21 protein-coding genes and 1 tRNA gene are annotated in these 19,185 nt (G+C 59.2%); 17 read left to right on the plus strand and 5 right to left on the minus strand.

Features of this window, described 5'->3' with window-relative positions:
* Positions 1-78 precede the first annotated feature (78 nt).
* Genes ACYJRZ_RS19675 through ACYJRZ_RS19715 form a run of 9 tightly spaced genes read left to right on the plus strand, consistent with a single transcriptional unit; the run spans position 79 to position 8,077 of the window.
* Entirely contained in the window at positions 79-762 is a 684-nt protein-coding gene (locus ACYJRZ_RS19675) for an MtnX-like HAD-IB family phosphatase (protein ID WP_459461730.1), read from the plus strand.
* Between the two features lie 20 nt (positions 763-782).
* Entirely contained in the window at positions 783-2,201 is a 1,419-nt protein-coding gene (locus ACYJRZ_RS19680) for an aspartate aminotransferase family protein (RefSeq protein WP_459461732.1), read from the plus strand.
* Positions 2,202-2,205: 4 nt separating this feature from the next.
* Positions 2,206-3,159 (plus strand): arginase, encoded by a 954-nt coding sequence (locus ACYJRZ_RS19685; RefSeq protein WP_459461734.1) that lies wholly within the window; start codon positions 2,206-2,208, stop codon positions 3,157-3,159.
* Complete coding sequence (locus ACYJRZ_RS19690; protein WP_459461736.1) at positions 3,156-3,509, plus strand: DMT family transporter; 354 nt, start codon at positions 3,156-3,158, stop codon at positions 3,507-3,509. The genes ACYJRZ_RS19685 and ACYJRZ_RS19690 overlap by 4 nt, the downstream gene beginning before the upstream one ends.
* Positions 3,506-4,378, plus strand: coding sequence for a fatty acid desaturase family protein (locus tag ACYJRZ_RS19695; protein WP_459461738.1), 873 nt, complete (start codon positions 3,506-3,508; stop codon positions 4,376-4,378). The genes ACYJRZ_RS19690 and ACYJRZ_RS19695 overlap by 4 nt, the downstream gene beginning before the upstream one ends.
* The gene (locus ACYJRZ_RS19700) at positions 4,368-5,183 is read left to right on the plus strand and encodes an alpha/beta hydrolase (RefSeq protein WP_459461740.1); all 816 of its coding nucleotides are present in this window, start codon (positions 4,368-4,370) and stop codon (positions 5,181-5,183) included. The genes ACYJRZ_RS19695 and ACYJRZ_RS19700 overlap by 11 nt, the downstream gene beginning before the upstream one ends.
* Positions 5,164-6,312 (plus strand): GNAT family N-acetyltransferase, encoded by a 1,149-nt coding sequence (locus ACYJRZ_RS19705; protein WP_459461742.1) that lies wholly within the window; start codon positions 5,164-5,166, stop codon positions 6,310-6,312. Before ACYJRZ_RS19700 ends, ACYJRZ_RS19705 begins: the two co-directional genes overlap by 20 nt.
* Positions 6,312-6,737, plus strand: a complete 426-nt coding sequence (locus ACYJRZ_RS19710; protein WP_459461744.1) for an EamA family transporter — start codon at positions 6,312-6,314, stop codon at positions 6,735-6,737. Before ACYJRZ_RS19705 ends, ACYJRZ_RS19710 begins: the two co-directional genes overlap by 1 nt.
* The gene (locus ACYJRZ_RS19715; RefSeq protein ID WP_459461746.1) at positions 6,737-8,077 is read left to right on the plus strand and encodes a class I SAM-dependent methyltransferase; all 1,341 of its coding nucleotides are present in this window, start codon (positions 6,737-6,739) and stop codon (positions 8,075-8,077) included. The genes ACYJRZ_RS19710 and ACYJRZ_RS19715 overlap by 1 nt, the downstream gene beginning before the upstream one ends.
* Here ACYJRZ_RS19715 and ACYJRZ_RS19720 read toward each other — a convergent pair.
* Positions 8,018-8,866 (minus strand): MipA/OmpV family protein, encoded by an 849-nt coding sequence (locus ACYJRZ_RS19720; RefSeq protein WP_459461748.1) that lies wholly within the window; start codon positions 8,864-8,866, stop codon positions 8,018-8,020. The genes ACYJRZ_RS19715 and ACYJRZ_RS19720 overlap by 60 nt on opposite strands.
* A 381-nt stretch (positions 8,867-9,247) precedes the next feature.
* On the opposite strand from ACYJRZ_RS19720, the gene ACYJRZ_RS19725 reads away from it, so the two are divergent.
* Positions 9,248-9,994 (plus strand): phosphatase PAP2 family protein, encoded by a 747-nt coding sequence (locus ACYJRZ_RS19725; RefSeq protein ID WP_459461749.1) that lies wholly within the window; start codon positions 9,248-9,250, stop codon positions 9,992-9,994.
* Between the two features lie 20 nt (positions 9,995-10,014).
* Here the strand turns inward: ACYJRZ_RS19725 and ACYJRZ_RS19730 are convergent, their stop codons facing one another.
* Together ACYJRZ_RS19730 and ACYJRZ_RS19735 are read right to left on the minus strand one after the other, a co-directional pair.
* A complete protein-coding gene (locus tag ACYJRZ_RS19730; RefSeq protein ID WP_459461751.1) occupies positions 10,015-10,656 on the minus strand; it encodes a DUF1007 family protein in 642 nt (213 codons plus the stop codon).
* A 199-nt stretch (positions 10,657-10,855) separates the two neighbouring features.
* Positions 10,856-10,930: transfer RNA gene (locus tag ACYJRZ_RS19735), tRNA-Gly, on the minus strand.
* A 244-nt stretch (positions 10,931-11,174) separates the two neighbouring features.
* Here ACYJRZ_RS19735 and ACYJRZ_RS19740 point away from each other — a divergent pair.
* From ACYJRZ_RS19740 to ACYJRZ_RS19755, 4 genes are all read left to right on the plus strand, one after another.
* A complete protein-coding gene (locus ACYJRZ_RS19740; RefSeq protein WP_459461753.1) occupies positions 11,175-11,684 on the plus strand; it encodes a prolyl-tRNA synthetase associated domain-containing protein in 510 nt (169 codons plus the stop codon).
* Positions 11,685-11,842: 158 nt separating this feature from the next.
* Positions 11,843-12,817, plus strand: coding sequence for a thioredoxin (trxA, locus tag ACYJRZ_RS19745; RefSeq protein WP_459461755.1), 975 nt, complete (start codon positions 11,843-11,845; stop codon positions 12,815-12,817).
* Between the two features lie 350 nt (positions 12,818-13,167).
* Complete coding sequence (locus tag ACYJRZ_RS19750) at positions 13,168-13,827, plus strand: LON peptidase substrate-binding domain-containing protein (RefSeq protein WP_459462129.1); 660 nt, start codon at positions 13,168-13,170, stop codon at positions 13,825-13,827.
* A 10-nt stretch (positions 13,828-13,837) separates the two neighbouring features.
* On the plus strand, positions 13,838-14,026 hold the full coding sequence (locus ACYJRZ_RS19755) for a Trm112 family protein (RefSeq protein WP_015341504.1): 189 nt from the start codon (positions 13,838-13,840) through the stop codon (positions 14,024-14,026).
* A gap of 7 nt (positions 14,027-14,033) precedes the next feature.
* Here the strand turns inward: ACYJRZ_RS19755 and ACYJRZ_RS19760 are convergent, their stop codons facing one another.
* Positions 14,034-15,278 (minus strand): MFS transporter, encoded by a 1,245-nt coding sequence (locus ACYJRZ_RS19760; protein ID WP_459461757.1) that lies wholly within the window; start codon positions 15,276-15,278, stop codon positions 14,034-14,036.
* A 235-nt stretch (positions 15,279-15,513) separates the two neighbouring features.
* On the opposite strand from ACYJRZ_RS19760, the gene ACYJRZ_RS19765 reads away from it, so the two are divergent.
* Positions 15,514-16,392 carry a LysR substrate-binding domain-containing protein gene (locus ACYJRZ_RS19765; RefSeq protein ID WP_459461759.1) on the plus strand — a complete coding sequence of 293 codons (879 nt, stop codon included), beginning with the start codon at positions 15,514-15,516 and terminating at the stop codon, positions 16,390-16,392.
* Positions 16,393-16,434: 42 nt separating this feature from the next.
* On the opposite strand, the gene ACYJRZ_RS19770 is transcribed toward ACYJRZ_RS19765, so the two are convergent.
* A complete protein-coding gene (locus ACYJRZ_RS19770) occupies positions 16,435-17,649 on the minus strand; it encodes a ubiquinone biosynthesis hydroxylase (protein ID WP_459461761.1) in 1,215 nt (404 codons plus the stop codon).
* A gap of 83 nt (positions 17,650-17,732) precedes the next feature.
* Here ACYJRZ_RS19770 and tesB point away from each other — a divergent pair, with 83 nt between their 5' ends.
* Positions 17,733-18,617, plus strand: a complete 885-nt coding sequence (tesB, locus tag ACYJRZ_RS19775) for an acyl-CoA thioesterase II (RefSeq protein WP_459461763.1) — start codon at positions 17,733-17,735, stop codon at positions 18,615-18,617.
* Positions 18,618-18,830: 213 nt separating this feature from the next.
* Positions 18,831-19,181 carry a P-II family nitrogen regulator gene (locus ACYJRZ_RS19780; RefSeq protein ID WP_015341499.1) on the plus strand — a complete coding sequence of 117 codons (351 nt, stop codon included), beginning with the start codon at positions 18,831-18,833 and terminating at the stop codon, positions 19,179-19,181.
* Positions 19,182-19,185 lie beyond the last annotated feature (4 nt).

A 19,185-nucleotide genomic window follows, 5' to 3' on the forward strand; every position in this document is an offset into this window, starting at 1 on the left:
TTTCGCATCATTTTCCGCTCATGCCCGGCTCATCTGAGGTTGTTAGACGCAACTTAAGATTAGGCGAAGGGGTATTTGATGCAGGTGTTTTGCGATTTTGATGGAACCATATCCATCGAAGACGCGACGGATATGGTGCTAACCCGTTTCGCCGGTTCCGAGTGGGAAGATATCGAGCAATTGTGGAAGCAGGGGCTGATCGGTTCCGGCGAATGCATGCGCCGGCAAATCGCTCTCATCGAAGCAAGCAGAGGTGAGCTCGACCGGTTCCTCGATACGCTTGCGATCGATCCCGGCTTCGAGGCTTTCCTGTCCTTCTGCCGCCGCGGCGAATTGCCTGTTACGGTCGTCAGCGACGGTGTGGATTATTTCATCCGGCGCATCCTGGCGCGCCATGGCATCGAGGGCCTGCCGATCATCGCCAATGTGCTGACCTGCAGCGTTTCCAAGGGCCGCGAATCCTATTCGCTGTTCCCGCCATTTACGGCGACCGGCTGCGTATCCGGCGCCGGCGTCTGTAAATGCCGCGTCGTCGATAGCAACGACCTTCAGGTCTATATCGGCGATGGGCGGAGCGACTTCTGCGTTTCCGACAAGGTCGACCTCGTTTTCGCCAAGGCCAAGCTTGTCGATTACTGCGAGGAAAGCGGCATTCCCTATGTCGGTTTCGAAGATTTTTCTGATCTGCTTCCAAAGATGGAAGCCGTTCTCCCGAGCGTCGAGCGACGCTCCCGTGCACTGCCGCAAGTCAAGACGGCGTGAACCAGACCAAGAGGCATTGAATGAAAACGAATGTAGCCGAAGCCTTTAGCGGCCAGACCGAGTCCGTCCGCTCCGAAGAGGAATTGCGCGCGCTTGAGGAGCTCTATTGCTCTCATGGCGACACGGTTCACTATATGGAGAAGCCGAAATTCTTCGAGGAATGCGAAGGCTCCTATGTGTACGATCGGAGCGGGACGCCGTTTCTCGATCTGCAGATGTGGTACTCCGCCGTCAATTTCGGCTATCGCAACGAGCGCCTGAACGAGGCCGCGCACCGCCAGCTCGATCGTCTCCCGCAGGTCGCGTCGCAATATCTGCACCGCGAAAAGGTAGAGCTTGCCGCGATGATCGCCCAGGACGCCGAGCGCAAGTTCGGTTACAAGGGCCGCGTCCATTTCAACGTCGGCGGCTCGCAGGCGGTCGAGGATTCCCTGAAGCTCGTGCGCAATTACACCGGCGGCAAGAGCCTGATGTTCGCCTTCGAAGGCGGCTATCACGGCCGCACGCTTGGCGCTTCGGCGATCACCTCGAGCTACCGCTATCGCCGCCGCTACGGCCATTTCGGCGATCGCGCGCAGTTTATCGAGTTCCCTTACTACTTCCGCGGCCCGAAGGGCATGTCGAAGGAAGAGTATGGACATTACTGCGTTCAGAAGTTCGCCCGCCTGTTCGAGAGCGAATATAACGGCGTCTGGGACCCGAAGGCCGGCAAGTCCGAATACGCCGCCTTCTATATCGAGCCGATCCAGGGCACCGGCGGCTACGTCATTCCGCCGATGAATTTCTTCGTCGAACTGAAGAAGGTGCTCGACGATCATGGCATCCTGCTCGTCGTCGATGAAATCCAGATGGGCGTCTACCGCACCGGCAAGCTCTGGTCGATCGAGCATTTCGGCGTTTCGCCGGATGCGCTGATCTTCGGCAAGGCGATCACGAACGGCCTCAACCCGCTTTCCGGCGTCTGGGCTCGCGAAGAAATGATCAATCCGGATATTTTCCCGCCCGGCTCCACGCATTCGACCTTCGCCAGCAACCCGATGGGAACGTCCGTCGCGCTCGAAACGATGAAGATGCTGGAAGAGCAGGATTTCGGCGCTGCGATCATGGAAAAGGGCGCGCATTTCCTCGACGGGTTGAAGCAGCTGCAGAAGCGCCATGCCATTGTCGGCGAGGTCGACGGTCTCGGCCTGGCGCTGCGCATGGAAATCTGCAAGGACGATAGCTACACGCCGGACAAGGCGACGATGGACTGGATGTGCGACGAAGGCATGAAGGGCGACCTTCAGGTCGGCGGCAGGACCTATGGCCTCGTGCTCGACGTCGGCGGCTATCACAAGAACGTCATCACCTTCGCTCCGAACCTGCTCATCACCCGCGAAGAGATCGATCTGGCGCTTGCGCTTCTCGATCAGCTTCTGACGCGCGCTGCCCGGAGATAAGGCTGTGCAACTGCTGCTTCTTCATCTCGATGATGCTTTGGAGTTGCAGCCCGACTTCGTACGCGCTTGCAAATTCGCAGGCGCGTACCAGTATTCCGGCAAGAATGCCGGGCAGCAGGTTCGGCTGTGGAGCAAGCAGGACGTCCTTGACGATCTCAGTCGCGAGATCGTCAAGAGCAGGCCTACGACAGGCAAGGCTCCGCAATTGTGCTTCATGGGTTCCGGTGATTTCCATCATATCACCGCCCTGCTGCTGGACGACGCGCTCGAACGGCAGTCCAGCGCTGTCACGCTGATCCATTTCGACAATCATCCGGATTGGGTCAAATTCGACGGCGGCCTGCACTGCGGTTCCTGGGTCAACAGCGCACTTGCCAATCAAAGCATCCAGAAGGTCATCACCATCGGCGTCTGTAGCCATGATCTCCGCAGCCCGGAGCGCAAGGGGGCCAACCTGCATTGGCTCGGCGACGGCAAGCTGGAACTCTACCCTTACCAGCATCCGCCGAGCCGCGTATTGGCCGACTACGGCCATGGCGCCAGCTATCGGCAGGAACGGGGTGCGCTGCACTGGAAATCGATCGCAGAGATCGGCGAGGAAAATTTCATCGATCACATGCTTAGCCGTATTCACACCGAAGCGGTCTACGTGACGATCGACAAGGACGTGCTGGCAGCCGACGATGCCGTTACCAATTGGGATCAAGGCCGCATGCGGCTGCCCTATCTCCTCTCCCTGATCAGCGAAATCGGCAGCCGTCACCGCATTATCGGCGCCGATGTCATTGGGGATTATTCGGCTCCAAGCTATGCTGGCAGTCTTCGGACGCAGTTCATGAAGCGCGCGGAGATCTTCATCGATCAGCCGCGTATGCGACAGGGCGCCGAGGCGATGAGAAACATCAACAGCGCGGCCAATCATGCGCTGTTGGAGGTGCTGGCGGAGTACATGGAATGACTGGCAGCCTGACACTTCCCATGCTGGGACTCATCCTGTTCTGCATACTCGCGGAGACGGCCCGCGAAGTTTGCTTCAAGCAGACGGCCGGCGAAGGCACCCTGCTTTCGGCGCTGGCCAAGCCGATCACCTGGCTCGGCATTCTGTTCTGGGCTGTGGAGCTTTTCACCTGGACGGCCGTTCTTGAGCGCGTGCCGCTGACAATCGCCTTTCCGCTGATGGCGCTGAGCTATGTGGTCATCGTGCTCGCCGGCGCCGTCATCTTCAAGGAAAACATCAACCTGCGCCACGCGGCGGGCGTGTTCTTCGTCACCGCCGGTGTGGCTTGCGTGGGAGTTACGGGATTATGAAAATCTTTGCGCACACCCGATGGGACCTGGCACCGGTTCTGGCCGCTGTCGCCCATCTCGCCTTCGATGTCTATCTGATCGTCGGCTTCGAAAGCCGGCCGCTTTGGCTTTCGGCTATTCTCGGCTGCCTTTATGCCGTTTCCATCTCCTGGAACATCAACAGCATATCGCACAACTTCATCCACACGCCCTATTTCAAGCCGCGCTGGATGAACTACGGTTTCAGCTTGCTGGAGTCGGTCGCGATCGGCTTCTCGCAGACCTATTATCATTGGGTGCATATGCGCCACCATTCCGGCAACAGCGACCGGCCGGATGAGAAAGGCGATACCATCGACCTGCTGTCGATCTATCGCTACGGCCGCGACGGCCAGCCGGAAAACGTCTGGTCCTACACGTTTTTGAGCTTCTTCCGCGACAGCCTTGGCGACATCCACAAGGCGATTGCCCGTAACCGCCCATTCGATGCGGCCTGGGGCCGGTTCGAACTCTATTTCTTCCTCGGCCTTGCGGCGCTCGCACTGGTTTATGACTGGAAAGCGGTGCTGTTCTTCGTGCCGTTCTATTATATCGGTAACTGCCTGTCGTCGCTGAACGGCTACTACGAGCATCTGAACGGCGATCCGGACGAGCCGATCGCCTGGGGCGTTTCTAGCCACAAATCCTTCTACAACTGGCTTTGGTTCGGCAATGGCTATCATGCGGAGCACCATTATCGCCCGCGGACCCACTGGACGAAACTCCAGGCGCTGCACGAGCAGATCAAGGACGAGCAGGAAAAGAACGGCACGCATGTGATCAGCACCTGCCATGCGCTTGGCTTCATGGCCAAGGAAAACCGGCAGTCGGAGCTCTCTCATGAAAGCTGACGAATTGAGCTTCTTCATGGAGGGCTCAAATGGCAAAGGCGTCCTTCTGGTCCACGGATTGACGGGGGCGCCTGCCGAAATGAAGCTGGTGGCCCGGCATCTCAACCGCAGGGGCTACAGCATCTATGCGCCACTGCTGGCCGGTCACGGCGTCGATGTGAAAACGCTCCGCGGGACCCGCTGGGAAGACTGGCTCGCCTCGGTCGTCGAGGCATCGGAGCTGCTGGCATCCAGAACGCAGGAGGTCTTTGCCGCCGGTATCTGCGTTGGTGGGAAGCTTGCCATGCTGGCCGCCGAACAGCAGAAGAAGACCATCGGCGCGGTGGCGATCTATTCTCCCTGCTTCAGTTACGACGGCTGGGACGTTCCCTTCTACTATCCGCTGCTGGCCTCGCAGATCGGCTGGCTGTCGCGCGTTCCATTCCTCGATCGGCTGAGCTTCAGCGAGACGACCTCGCTCGGGATCAAGGACGAGCGCATGCGCCGGCTGATCGAAGGCATGGCGAGCGAAGGCGTGCTGGAAAAATTCCCAGGCAAAGGTTTGGTCGAGATGCACCGGCTGGGTAAGGCTCTCCGCAGCCTGTTGCCGCAAATGCAGACGCCGACGCTGATCCTCCATGCCGAGGATGACGATCTCGCCAGCCCGAAGCATGCCCGCTACATCTCCGAGCATATCGGCGCTCCACACGAGCTGAAATGGATCACGGACAGCTATCACATGATCCATGTCGACCGGCAGCACCGTCAGGTGGCCGATTTCACGGCCGATTTCTTCGAGGCGCGTCATGTCGCAGCCGCTGCTTAAAGTCCCACCGCAGCCGATGGGCGATCCGGTGGCCGAAGTTCATGCCAGCATCCGCGCCATCGGCCGCGATGCCTGGAATGCGTGTTTCCCGGGCCAGGTCGAGGACTATGATTGCCTGCTGGCGATCGAGGAAGCCGGCCTTGAGGGGTTCGAATGGCGCTACATCACCATTACGGAAGGCGGACGGATCAGCGCGGCTATGCCGGCCTTTCTCTGCCTTTATGCCCTTGACACCACGCTGGAGGAAGGTTTCCTGCGCCGGTCCGCGCGTAAGGTCCAACGCTATTTTCCGAAGTTCCTGAAGCTGCGCCTTGCCTGTCTCGGTTCTCCCTGCACGGAAACGGGGGCAATCGGCTTTCATCCCGACGTCGATGGCGAACGACGTGGTGTCTTGCTGGCGGAGATGCTGTCCTTTTTCGAGCAGGTCGCTGCAGTGGAGCATTGCGGGCTGATCGGCCTCAAGGATATCCCCGCGCCGACATCAGCCGAATTCGGCGCCCTATTTGCTGCGCGCGGCTATGCCTCGATCGGCGGTCTGCCGACCGCCTGGCTCGACATCGATTTCAAGACGATCGATGAATATCTTGCCAGGCTTTCGTCCGGCACCCGCAAGGACATGCGCCGCAAGATGAAATCCTTCGAACAGGTCAGGGTCGAGATTCGGACCGATTTCGGCGAATTCCTGCCAGAGGTCATGGCGCTCTATCACGACACGCGCAATCGCAGCGAATGGCAGTTCGAGGAACTGACGCCTGCCTATTTCCAGGGCATTCTCGATCGCATGAGTGGCCGCTCCTTCTGCGCCTTCTATTTTGTCGAAGACAAGCTCATGGCCGCCAATCTGATCGTCCATGACGAGCGCGTGGCCATCGACAAGTTCTTCTGCATGGATGGCGAAAAGGGCCGGCCCTACAATCTCTATTTCCTGAGCTGGTTCACCAATCTGCGCTATTGCCTGGACAATGGCCTGAGCCGTTATCAAAGCGGCCAGGCCTATTATGAAAACAAGGTGCGGCTCGGCAGCAAGCTGACGGCCAATGCGATGTATTTCCGCCATCGCAATCCTGTCCTTCAGGGATTGTTGCGGCTGGTTTCGCCACTGTTTTCGACAGATGAGGCGGATGTGTAATGCCGATGCGTCTTTCCTGGCTAGCCGTGCCAGTGCTGAATACCCTGTTCCAATTCTTCATCAAGCTCGGAGCCGAGCAGATGAACAATGGAGGTGCGGAAAGTTGGCTGTGGCAAGCGCTCTCCTCCTATTGGATCTTGGCAGCCATCGTCGTCGAGATTGTGACCTTCTTCATCTGGATGAACGTGCTTGCCGAACTCGATCTCAGCCGCGCCTTCCCACTTTCCGGCATCAGCTACGTGCTGATTATCGCGACTGGCTGGTTTGTCTTCGGTGAGCGCATCGTCGCCCTGCAGGTGGTCGGGAGCGGATCGATCCTCCTGGGGGTCTGGCTGATCGCCGGTGCCAATGTGGTGCCGGAAGAGCGTGACGATTGGCATATCAAGCATGACGGGCTGCACAGCAGCGCCGGTAAGGATAGATGATGACCGGTTCTCCAGTTGAAAGCGGCCCCAACGGCAAGAGCAATGCCCTTTTCTCGGGCGTCGCGGACTGGTGCGTGATGCGCGCGTTGTCTTCGATCGTGACGCGGGGCGCATTGACCGTGACCACGGCCAGCGGCCGTATGCTGACCTTTGGCGACGGCACCGGCAAGCCGGTTCATGTCCGTTTCACCGATGACCGCGCCGAATGGGCGTTTCTTATCGATGCCGATATGCGGCTCGGCGAGCTCTTCATGGATGGCCGCTTCGTCGTTGAGCAGGGTACGCTCTACGATTTTGTGGCGATGATCTTGCGCGAGGCGCAGAACAGCACTCATCCCCTTATTGCCCGTATCATCGATTACGCGCGGACGAAGCTGCGGATTTTCCGCCATCGCAACCTGCCAGGACGATCGAAGGCGAATGTCGCGCATCACTACGATCTCGACGGTCGGCTCTACGAGCTCTTCCTCGATCCGGACCGGCAGTATTCCTGTGCCTATTTCGAGCATGCCGATCAATCGCTTGACGATGCGCAGATAGCCAAGAAGCGGCATCTCGCCGCCAAGCTTTTGATCGAGCCGAACAATAGCATCCTCGATATCGGTTGCGGCTGGGGCGGCCTTGCGCTGCATATGGCTGAGCAGGCGCCGGGCGGTTACGTGCTCGGCGTGACCCTATCGGAAGAGCAGCACGAATACGCCTCGAAGCGGGTTGCCGACAGAGCTGGCGGAACGCCGGCGGAGGTTCAGTTCGCGCTGAGGGATTACCGCAGCTTGACCGGCCGCTTCGACAGAATCGTTTCCGTCGGCATGTTCGAGCATGTCGGGCTGGCGTCCTATCGTACTTTCTTCCGCAAATGCGCCGAGCTGCTGGAGGATAACGGCATCATGGTGCTGCATACCATCGGCTGTTCGGCGACGCCCGGCTTCACGACCCCATGGCTCGACAAATATATCTTTCCAGGCGGTTATATTCCGGCGCTGTCGGAGATCGTGCCGGAGATCGAGGCGGCGGGTCTTGCCATCACCGACGTCGAGGTCCTGCGGTTGCATTATGCCAAGACGCTGGAGGCATGGCGGGAGCGTTTCATGGCGCGCTGGGATGACGCCGCCAAGCTCTACGACGAGCGCTTCTGCCGCATGTGGGAATATTATCTTTCGACGGCGGAGGCCGCCTTTCGCTACGAGGATCTCGTCGTCTTCCAGATCCAGATCGCCAAAAGAAACGATATCATTCCGCTGACGCGCAACTATATCGCCGAGAATGAAGCGAAGAGCGTTTCAAAACTTGACGTTGAAGGTTCTGTTGAGCGTAAAGCCGATGATATTCTGGTCGGGTGAGCCAAAGCGCGAGGTGATCGGGCTGTCGGCGGCATCGCCCACCAGGCGGTTGTATTTTCCGTAGACCTGCACGCTCCATTCCGGCGAGATCGTGTAGGTTGCCGCCACGGTGAAGCCGACCGATTTGACGCCAGCACCGGCATCGAAGGCATTGATATGGCCATGCCTCGCAGCTTCGCTCTCCGAGATGCCGAAGTTGGTGCGCATATAGACTGAATTTGCCATCGACAGCCGAGGGCCGGCAGATAGCAGCCATTTGTCTCCGAGCGGCTGGAACCAGTCGAGTGCGAAATCGCCGACCAGTCCATCGCCGCCCCAAAGCGACTGGCGGATCTCCGTACGGAATCGGAGCCGATTGTCCATCAGCCAATATTGGGCAAAGCCACCCGCATCGAAATTCCAGCGCACCCTGCGCTGGCTTTGCAGATGCAGGTTGTTGATGTCGAAACGGTCGTCCCGCAGCCCGACAACGGGGCCGATTTCGACACCGCCGAGATCGAACAGTTGGTAATCGAAATTGTCGTCAGGCGCGCTGTATTCCTGCGCCTCACCCAAACGATGAATGTCGAAAGACGGCAGGGCTCCGAAGGTATAATGCTTCGATCCCTCGTAGCTCGGGCCGTATTCAACGGTCGCGCCAAGCGTTACGACCCAAGTATCGGATGAGGATTTAGACGCTTCGTCCGCTCTGGACGAGGCGGGAAACATGCCCACTATGGACGCCGCCAGCAGCCCCGTTCCGGCCAGCACAGACAGCCGGGCGGAATAAGATGTCCGAACATTCAACACTCTGAAAACACCTGATGCCTGATCGCCCCTGCAGCTCTAGTAGCACAACTGGCGGCTTGGAAAACAGTAGAAAGTTTAACAGCAGACGCGGCGCCTGACCACCAGTCCGAACGCTTCCGTGTTGCTAACGCCCCCATGGACCATCCTTCAGCAGACAACAAAGCAGATCCCGTCCTGCCGTGACTGCCGCAGCGACTGCGACAATTCCCGTCAAGATAGAGAGGTTTTATTTCACGAACCTGAAGCGCATGCGCGGCCGAATATATCGTTCCGGCTTAGTCGGTTGGAAGCCGCGCGTTTTGTTCCTAGATAGACTTTGTCCAATATCGGGCTTCGACCATGGACAAATGATATGAGAGCAAACAAGACAGGTTTCAGCGCATGAAGGATCGGCCATTCGGCACATCAGGCACCCCTGGATGGTTGAACCGCTACGAGCCCCTGCTGCTTGTGATGTTCGCCGCGCTCTCCGGCGGAATTCTTTTGTTCATCTATCTCACAGGCGAGGTCCTCGAGGGCAGCACGAAGGGGTTCGACGAGGCGATATTGCTGGCGCTTCGCCAGCCTGCGAACCTTTTCGTGCCGATCGGGCCGGGATGGCTGACCCATGCCGTCAGGGACATCACGAGCCTCGGCGGGACGACGGTGCTGGCGCTGATGACCGCTTTGGTGACGATCTATCTGCTGCTGGACCGCCAGCGGGCGATCGCCATTTTCATCCTCGTTTCGGTGCTTGGTGGATGGGCATTGAGCACGGCCTTGAAGTTCGGTATCGCCCGGCCTCGGCCCGATATCGTGCCACATCTGGTTGAGGTGCAGGATCTGAGTTTTCCGAGCGGTCATGCGATGGTGTCGGCGGTGACCTATCTGACACTGGCGGCGCTGATATCAGGCACACGGCCCCATCGTTCGACGCGGGTCTTCACCGTCGCGGCCGGCATCCTGCTGACATTGATGATCGGTGCGAGCCGAATCTATCTCGGCGTCCATTACCCCACCGACGTCCTCGGCGGCTGGTGTGCCGGTGCGACCTGGGCGCTCGCCTGTTGGATCATCGCCCGCCGCTACATCTCGCCTGCCTCAACGGGCAAAAGGACTGCCGAGGACGACGGTCCGCCTTTCGAGTGAGGAAGATGATCCCTAAATGATCAGCACTGGACTTCGAGCCGCGTCGCCACCAGCAGCGAGTAGTCCGTGCCCTTGGGGTCGCTGAAGAACATGCTTGTCAGCGCAGCCTGATTTTCCGCCATGACTTCCTTCGGGTTGGGTCTGATGACCTTGCGCTTGCAGCGGCCAAAGGCTGGTCCCGATGTGCTCAAATCGTTGTCGGTGGCGAAATCGACGGCCGTATAGAGAGTCTTGTCGTAGATGCCGAAAATGGTGGTTCCCTTGAGGAAGGTCTTCTGCTCCGGCTTCAGCGAAAAGGTCAGCGTCAGCGAACCATCTTTGTAGTCCGCCTGGATAGCTTCCGGCTTGGCCATCGGCACTGCTTTGCCGTTGCTGGTGACGTTCGTATAATAACCGTACTGCGCCAGCGAATCCCGGACCGTCTTTCCCACCGCCTTGAGTTCGCTCGCGCTCAAAGCCTGGTCGCCGCTCTTGCCGTAATCCATGAGCACGGAGGAGGTGAACACCTCGTCGAAGCTCCAGACATTGCGCAGCTCGCTGATGGAGCCGTCAGGCGCCGAGACGACCTCGAATTTGGCATCGATGAAAATATGCGGATGGGCAAGTGCGGGAACGGGCAGAAGCGAAAGCATCGCCATCAGCAGGGAGATCTTTGTTTTCATGCGTGCAGTTACCGCGTTCCGTCCGATTATCCGTTGCGCAGACCTGCACGTCAAATGGGACTGATTTGAGACCCTACGCGTGTGGGCAAGGCATAGATGCAAGGGAAGGAAATAGGAATACGCAAACTTGCCTTTTCGGCAAAATACCAGCCTCGGCCCGAGCCGTGACTATTCTCTTCGGTATGGACCTTTGAGAAACTGGAGCGGGCGAAGGGATTCGAACCCTCGACCCCAACCTTGGCAAGGTTGTGCTCTACCCCTGAGCTACACCCGCTCATTCCCCTCGCGATCCGGGGTAGTGTGTTGGACCGCTGGGCGTCGTCTTGCGGCGACGGGCGCTATATGGCCTAACCATTTTTCAAATGCAACAGGGAAATGACGAGTTCGCGAAGAAAAATTGCATCTTCTTTTCGCAAGCCGTCGGAAAGCCCGGAAACGCCGGGCTTTACCGTCTCGAAGATTGCAATGAAATTGTGGGCGACGTATCAGGGGCAGACCATTTTTCATTGTGAGATGCCATGAGCGACACCAACCCGAAATCCCGCGACGATCTTTTCCGATTCCTGGATGGGCTCGGTATTGCCCATACGACCAAGGACCATGCCCCGGTCTTCACCGTCGCCGAATCGGTGTCGCTGCGCGACGAGATTCCGGGCGGCCATACGAAGAACCTGTTCTTGAAGGACAAGAAGGACAATTTCTTCCTGCTGACCGTCGAGGAAAATGCAACGGTCGACTTGAAGACCGTGCACACGCTGATCGGTGCGGCCAGCAAGGTGTCCTTCGGCAAGCCGGAAAAGCTGATGGAATATCTCGGCGTCATTCCGGGCTCGGTGACCGCATTCGGCGCGATCAACGACACGGCCCAAAACGTCACCTTCGTCCTCGATGCCGATTTGATGGCGCATGACATCGTCAATTGCCATCCCCTGTCAAACGATGCGACGACGTCGATTGCCAGCGGCGACCTCCTGCGCTTCATGGAGGCAACGGGTCATACGCCGCTAGTCTTGAAAGTGACGAGCTAAGGTACGATTTTAGCGCTAAGATATGGCAGGCGGCTTCTCTTCGAGCTGTCCGTGTGCTTTGACCATTCCATTCGGCGTGCTGCCAGACGAGCTTTCTCGGTTCGTTTGGAAATCATGCTCCTCACAAGATCAAGGATGCCGGCAGGCGGGAGACACTCATGAGCGGTTCGAACAATCCCTATAACGCTTCCTTCGGCGGGCAGATGTCGGCCTCGGCATCTTACGGCGGCGCGCCGGCCGCAGGCGGCGCTTCGCCGATCAAGGACACGACGACTGCCAACTTCGCCAAGGACGTTATCGAGGAATCGCGCAAGCAGCCGGTGCTGGTCGATTTCTGGGCGCCCTGGTGCGGCCCGTGCAAGCAACTGACGCCGGTGCTGGAAAAGGTCGTCACCGAAGCTCAGGGACGTGTCAAACTGGTCAAGATGAATATCGACGATCATCCGTCGATCGCCGGTCAGCTCGGCATCCAGTCGATCCCGGCCGTCATCGCTTTCGTCGATGGCCGGCCAGCCGATGGCTTCATGGGCGCGATTCCGGAGAGCCAGGTTCGCCAGTTCATCGATCGTCTCGGCGGCCCAGCGGACGGTGCAGGCGATCAGGCGGCGGAAATTGCCGCCGTTCTGGAAGAGGCGAGCGGCCTGCTTGCCGCCGGTGATGTCAATGGTGCCGCCGAGCTCTTCGGTGCGGTGCTGCAAGCCGATCCGGAAAATGCCAAGGCGCTCGCCGGCATGGCGGAATGCATGATCGCCGCCGGTCAGAGCCAGCGCGCCCGCGAGGCACTTGCCGACCTGCCGGAGACGCTCGCCAACGATGCGGGCATCCAGGCCGTGGTCAAGAAGCTCGACCAGATCGATGAGGCCCGCAAGCTCGGCGATCCAGTTGCGATCGAGCATGAGCTTGCCCTCAATCCCGACAATCACGAGCAGCGCATCAAGCTCGCCAAGATCCGCAATGTCGAAGGCAAGCGGGAAGAAGCGGCCGAGCACCTTCTGACTGTCATGCGCAAGGATCGCAGCTACGACGACGACGGCGCGCGCCGCCAACTCCTGGAGTTCTTCGAGGTATGGGGCGCCAAGGACCCAGCCACGATCGCGGCACGGCGGAAACTTTCCTCCATTCTGTTTTCGTAAAGGGTCTGCTTCTTAGGAGATGGGTGATCGTGCGGAACCTTCCGGACGATCGCTTGTTAGATGGCGGCTTCAGGTATTCGGCAGTCGGGTACTTCGGGCTGGCGTCTCGCAGTTTTCATTGAAAATGCTCTTGTGTTTTCGGCAGACGGGCTCACATTAATGGTGGCGGCGCGAGAAGTGCGATGACCGCGACTGTGTCGGTCCTGCGGGGCCTACTGCGGTGCGCAGCAATCTGGAGTGCATTGCGATCTTCGGCTTCGCTTTTCGCACCTTAGGTCTTTGATTTTGCGCATGTCGCTGTCGCAAAACCGCTGCGCACTTGCGCGAGATTCTTTGGCGGGATGGAAGAGATGCAAGTCGGCAATGCCAGATATTTGAAGCCAAGCGATCTGCCCGAATCGGTTGCTGTCTTTCCTTTGTCCGGTGCGTTGCTGCTGCCCGGGGCGCAATTGCCGCTCAATGTCTTCGAGCCGCGCTATCTGGCCATGTTCGATGCTGCGATCGCCGGCAACAGGCTGATCGGCATCGTGCAGCCCGCCCTTTCCGAGCCGGCCGACTCGCCGAACCTCTCGCATGTCGGCTGCCTGGGACGCATAACCTCCATCGCCGAAACCGGAGACGGACGCTATATCGCCGCGCTGACCGGTATATGCCGTTTCCGGCTGATGGATGAAATCACCACGCACCAGCCCTATCGCACCTTCCGTATCACGCCCTTCATCTCCGACCTCAAGTCGCATCATGAAGAAGATACGGTCGACCGCGCCGCACTGCTTTCGGCCTTCCGAGCCTATCTGGAAGCCAACAAGCTGGAGGCGGATTGGGAAAGCGTCGAGCGCGCCGACAATATGATGCTGGTCAATTCGCTCTCGATGATGGCGCCTTTCGATCCGGCTGAAAAGCAGGCCCTTCTCGAAGCGCCCGACCTCAAGACCCGCGCCGAAACCTTCATCGCCATCGTCAAGATCGTGCTCGCCGGCTCCGGCGATACCGATTCGCTGCTGCAATAGGAGCTTGCCGATGGATGTTACGGTCAGCAAAGTCGATCCGAAACTGCTCGATCTCCTTGTCTGCCCGTTGACCAAGGGGTCGCTGAGCTACGATCGGGAAAAGAACGAGCTGATCTCGGAAAAGGGGCGCCTTGCCTATCCGATCCGCGACGGCATTCCGATCATGCTGATTTCGGAAGCAAGACGTATTGAGGATTGAGCTGCATTCAGTTCGGTTGAGATATGTCATTCACTCGGCGATGCACCCGTAAAAGGCCCAGGAGTGTGCAATATGCAATGCAGGAGATCACCATGGCCAACCACAAAGCAGCCTGTGGACCGGCATAGGTCACCACGGTGGTGAATAATGGCGGTGCCGCTGCATAAGAGAGATTGAGGGGGACCCCAAGTCGTGCCGATGCTCGGGCGTAAGTGCCGGTAGGGAAAATCTGCAGCGGCAGCGTGGCTCGGGTAACGGCGGTAATGCCGCTGGCAATACCGTAAAGTGTGGCGAAAAGCATGGCGCCCGTGAAGCTGTTGCTCAGCAGAAGAACCGCGAAGCTCAAGGGAAACAGAGCAGAGCCCGTAAGACCGATGGTAAAGCCCGAGCAGCGCCTGCCGCCGAGAAAATCGACCATACGACCCACCCAGCGCGCAATGCCGATGAAGGCCGCTGCCGCCAGCGCGCTGGCATGATCGAGACCAGCAGCTTCGAGGAGGATGATGATCGTCAGGGCAAATCCCCAGGTTACGAAGCCATTGGCGGCAAAGCTTGCGGCCAGAAGGGCAAAGCTCGGCCCATGGATGGGGGCAGGCTCCCGCGCGGCCTTCTTAGCCAATTTCTCCCTGGGTTGACGGGCGAGCGTGGTCCAATGCAGCGGCGCGCAGACAAATAGCATCAGCGCGGCAAAGAGTAGCGTTGTTGCGCGCCATCCCCATTGATCTTGTAGAAGGCCGGTCAGCGGCCAGACGATCGTCGATGTCAGCCCGCCGGCCAGGATCAGGATGCCGAGCGCTCGATGTGCTCTGGGACCGGCGATTTCGCTGACTGCGATCTGCGCTGGTGTGGTCAACATGCAGGTGCCAGCGAGGCCGAGAGCCATCCATGAAAGGAAAAAGAAGACCGGACTGTCGGTGAGCCCTAAGGTCATCAGTCCGGCTGCGCCCAGAGCGGACCCCAACGTCATGATCGGGCGGGTGCCGTGCCGCTCGATCATGCCGCCTAGCGGCCAGGATGTCACGGCCATCACGACAAGCATGATCGTTGGTCCCGCCATGACAATGGGGAGGCCAATGTCCAGCTCGCGGGCTATGGCAGGCCCAATCACCGCGGGCAGATAGAAGGTTGTGCCCCAGCCGATGAGCTGTGTGAGTGACAGCGCGGCAACGGCACGAACTATGGGCGAGTGGAATGGCATCCACGTAATTGGCGCGAAAAGCGTGATCGGGTCGCGATGTCGAAGGCGAGGCATCAAAGACCTTTGGTGGAGCGGCTTTTTCTTTCTGGCGGAAGGAGAAAGATTGACGAGCAGGTCAGTCGGCAAAATGCAAAGAAAGTATTGCTGCCTTGCACGGCAGCCATGCTATGAATTTGGGACGGCTTGGTTCGGCTTTACAGCTGATCCATTGGGATTCTATGCATCTGCTTGTGCGGAATTTTCGCGTGATGTTCAAACGAGGAATTTAAGGGGAGATTGAGGAAAATTCATGCAGGAGCGGCACCGTATCTCGCTCAATGCCATCAGGGTGTTTGCGATCGCAGCGCGTACCGAAAGCCTGACGGCCGCCGGCAGCGAGCTTGGCGTGACGTCCGGTGCGGTGAGCCACCAGCTCAAAAAACTTGAAGACGAGTTGGGGGTGATTTTCTTCCGCCGGGGAAACAACACCGTCTCCCTCACCGAAATTGGGCGGCGGTTCTATCAGGAGGTCGCGCCTGCGATCGGGCTCATCGAGCGCTCGGCCGAGGCTCTTTATCGCGACGAAAACGAAATCGGCGTCCATGCCACCACATCGCTTGCGCTGCGCTGGCTCATTCCGTCATTGGATCGCTTTCGCGCCCTCTGCCCCCAGGTGCGCGTCCGAGTGGAAACGAGTTCGGCGCGCGGTTTTCCGGTCGTTCCCGACTCGGATGTCAGCATTCGACATTTCCGGATAGGGGAAGTCGCCGAAGGATGGGAGTTCCTTGCGCGCGACTTGCGCCGTCCGGTCGTTTCTCCTGGTCTACTGGCGAAAGATGCCAATCGTCCGGAGATTGCCGTTCGGCGCCTGCCGGCTTTGCAATGCTGTGTGGGTAACTGGGACTGGCAGCTCTGGTGTGAGGCGCTCCATCTTTCACCGGCAGATCTTTCCTTCGGCCATGCCTTCGACACGGACGACGCCGCGCTTCATGCCTGCGTTGCCGGCCTCGGAGTGCTGCTCGCACCGACCATCCTCACGGTTCGGGAAATGAAATCAGGTGTGCTGGTGAATCTGCCCGGCTATCAACCGGTCGAAACCGGCACATATCGCTACCAGCGCCGTTCGGAATCGAGAGCGGTCCGGCAATTCTGCAGTTGGATGGATGCCGAGATGCGGAACCTCGAGTAGAGGGGTTTCCGATTCAGAGATTGGCGATTCGATCTCGACCCTTCAAATTGCCTCGCCAGCCAGCAGCCGCGGATTGTGCTTTGCCGTGGTGCCGGCCGCCTGGCCGATGAAGAAGGATTTGAGGCTGGGCAGGCGGTCGACGATCCCCAGCCCGAAGTCGCGGGCGATGCGCAGGGGCGTGTTGTCGTTGGAGAAGAGTCGGTTCAGCACGTCGGTTGTCACCCCCATGCGGAAGGTGTCGAAGCGGCGCCAGGTCTGGTAGCGTTCGAGGGTGTTGATCGAGCCGATATCGAGGCCGAGGCGGTCGGCCTCGACGATGGTTTCGGCAAGCGCGGCCACATCCTTGAAGCCGAGATTGAGGCCCTGGCCGGAGATCGGGTGGATGCCGTGGGCGGCATCGCCGGCCAGCGCGAAGCGCGGCGCGACGAAAGCGCGGGCAAGCGTCAGGCCGAGCGGGAAGGCGCGGCGTTCGCCGATCGTGCGCAGCGCGCCGAGCTTGTGGCCGAAGCGGCGCTCCAGCTCCTCCTCGAAAACGAGATCGTCCGAGGCGACCAGCCGTTCGGCATCGGAAGTGCGCTCCGTCCAGACGAGCGAGGAGCGGTTGTTCTTCAAGGGCAGGATAGCGAAGGGGCCGGAAGGCAGAAAATGCTCCTCGGCGCAGCCGCCATGCGGCCGCTCGTGTTCCACGGTGACGACGATGCCGGACTGGCCGTAATCCCAATTGACCGTCTTGATGCCGGCCATGTCGCGCAGCTTGGAGCGCACGCCGTCGCAGGCGACCAGAAGCCGCGTTTCCAGCGTGCTGCCATTCGAAAGGGTGAGCGTGGTCTTGTTGTCGTCGGTTGCGAATGCGGTGGCGCTGAGGCCATGCTTGATCGGGATGCCCAAGCGCTCACAGGCGCCGCGAAGCGCTCCGACCATGGTCAGATTCGGCACCATGTGGGCGAAAGTCTGGCCCTCGGCGACTTCTCCGTCGAAGGTGAGGAAGATCGGACGAACGGGATCGCCGGTGCGCGAATCGGTGACGACCATGCGCGTAATCGGCTCGGCCTCCGGCGCGATCTCGTTCCAGACGCCGAGGACTTCAAGCATCTTCGAGGCGGCCGCGATGATCGCCGATGCCCGCATGTCTTTCTTCCAGGCGGATTCCGGTGCGGCTTCCACGATCATGACATCGAGGTGGGGGGCTGCCTGCTTGACTGCGACCGCTGCGGCAAGACCCACATATCCGCCACCCACTACCAGCATGTCCAACATAGCGCTTCCCTGTGTCTTACTGTCATGTCCTGCTCTATATAGAGCATCCTGTTCACGGTTCCTACCATGGGAGTTCAAGCAAAATGTCGCGAGAGACCGAGAAGCTCACCCCGATGGACACCGTATTGACGACCCTCGATCTCGAAACGATCGAGATGAACCTGTTTCGCGGCAACAGCCCGCAGGTCGGCTGGCAGCGCGTCTTCGGCGGGCAGGTCATCGGCCAGGCGCTGATGGCGGCGCAGAGAACGGTGGATGGCGATCGCTTCGCGCATTCGCTGCATGCCTATTTCATGCTGCCCGGCGATCCTTCGGTGCCGATCCTCTATCAGGTCGATCGGCTGCGTGATGGTTCGAGCTTCAATACGCGGCGCGTGCTGGCCATTCAGCACGGCAAGGCGATCTTCGCGCTGACCGCATCCTTCCAGGTCGACGAACCCGGCTTCGATCATCAGGGCGATATGCCTGACGTGCCGATGCCGGAGGAATTGATGGACGAGGAGCAGGTGAAGCAGCGCTATCTTGCCCATGCGCCGGAGAATGTCCGCCGCTATTGGGAGCGCAAGCGGGCGATCGAAATCAGGCCTGTTTCAATCGAGAGCTATTTTTCGCGCGCACAGCCGAGCCAGACGCAGAATATCTGGGTTCGGGTGACGGGACCGGTGCCGGATGACCGGCTCTATCGGAACGCCGTGCTTGCCTATCTCTCCGACATGACGCTGCTCGATGTTTCCCTGAATGCACATGGGACATCGGTTCTGGACCCGAGCGTCCAGGTGGCCAGCCTTGATCACGCCATGTGGTTCCATCGCCCGTTCAGGCTCGACGACTGGCTGCTCTACAGCCAGGAGAGCCCGAGTGCCTCCGGCGCGCGCGGATTTACGCGCGGCAGCCTGTTTACGCGATCCGGTGTCCTGATTGCGTCGGTAGCGCAGGAGGGGCTGATTCGTAAAAAGGCAAATGATTAAATAACGTGCGATTTTATAAATTTGCACTTTATTTGTGCTGCTCTTTTAGCGAGAAATGCCGCTTTATTGGTTCTACGTAATAAATCTGTTTTATTTCAATACGTTATAAATGTGTCACGAATCTGGCACGCCCTTTGAATGTGTATGGCCAGTCGCTGCAGAAACAATCGTCGGCGGCAAGGAGAGTCGGCTCCGTGCCGAGGCTAACAAAGGATGGGAAACCAGATGAAAATTGTGATGGCCATTATCAAGCCGTTCAAGCTCGATGAGGTCCGTGAGGCCCTCACGGCTGTCGGCATCCAGGGCCTGACTGTGACCGAAGTGAAGGGCTACGGGCGCCAGAAGGGGCATACCGAGATCTATCGCGGCACCGAATATGCCGTGAGCTTCCTGCCGAAGCTGAAGATCGAGGTCGCAGTCGCATCCGAAACCGTCGACAAGGCCGTCGAGGCCATCGCGTCGGCCGCCAAGACCGGCCAGATCGGCGACGGTAAGATCTTTGTCTATTCCATTGACCATGCCGTGCGCATTCGTACCGGCGAAACCGATTCAGAAGCGCTGTAAGACA

This window comes from Rhizobium sp. No.120 (assembly GCF_054558365.1).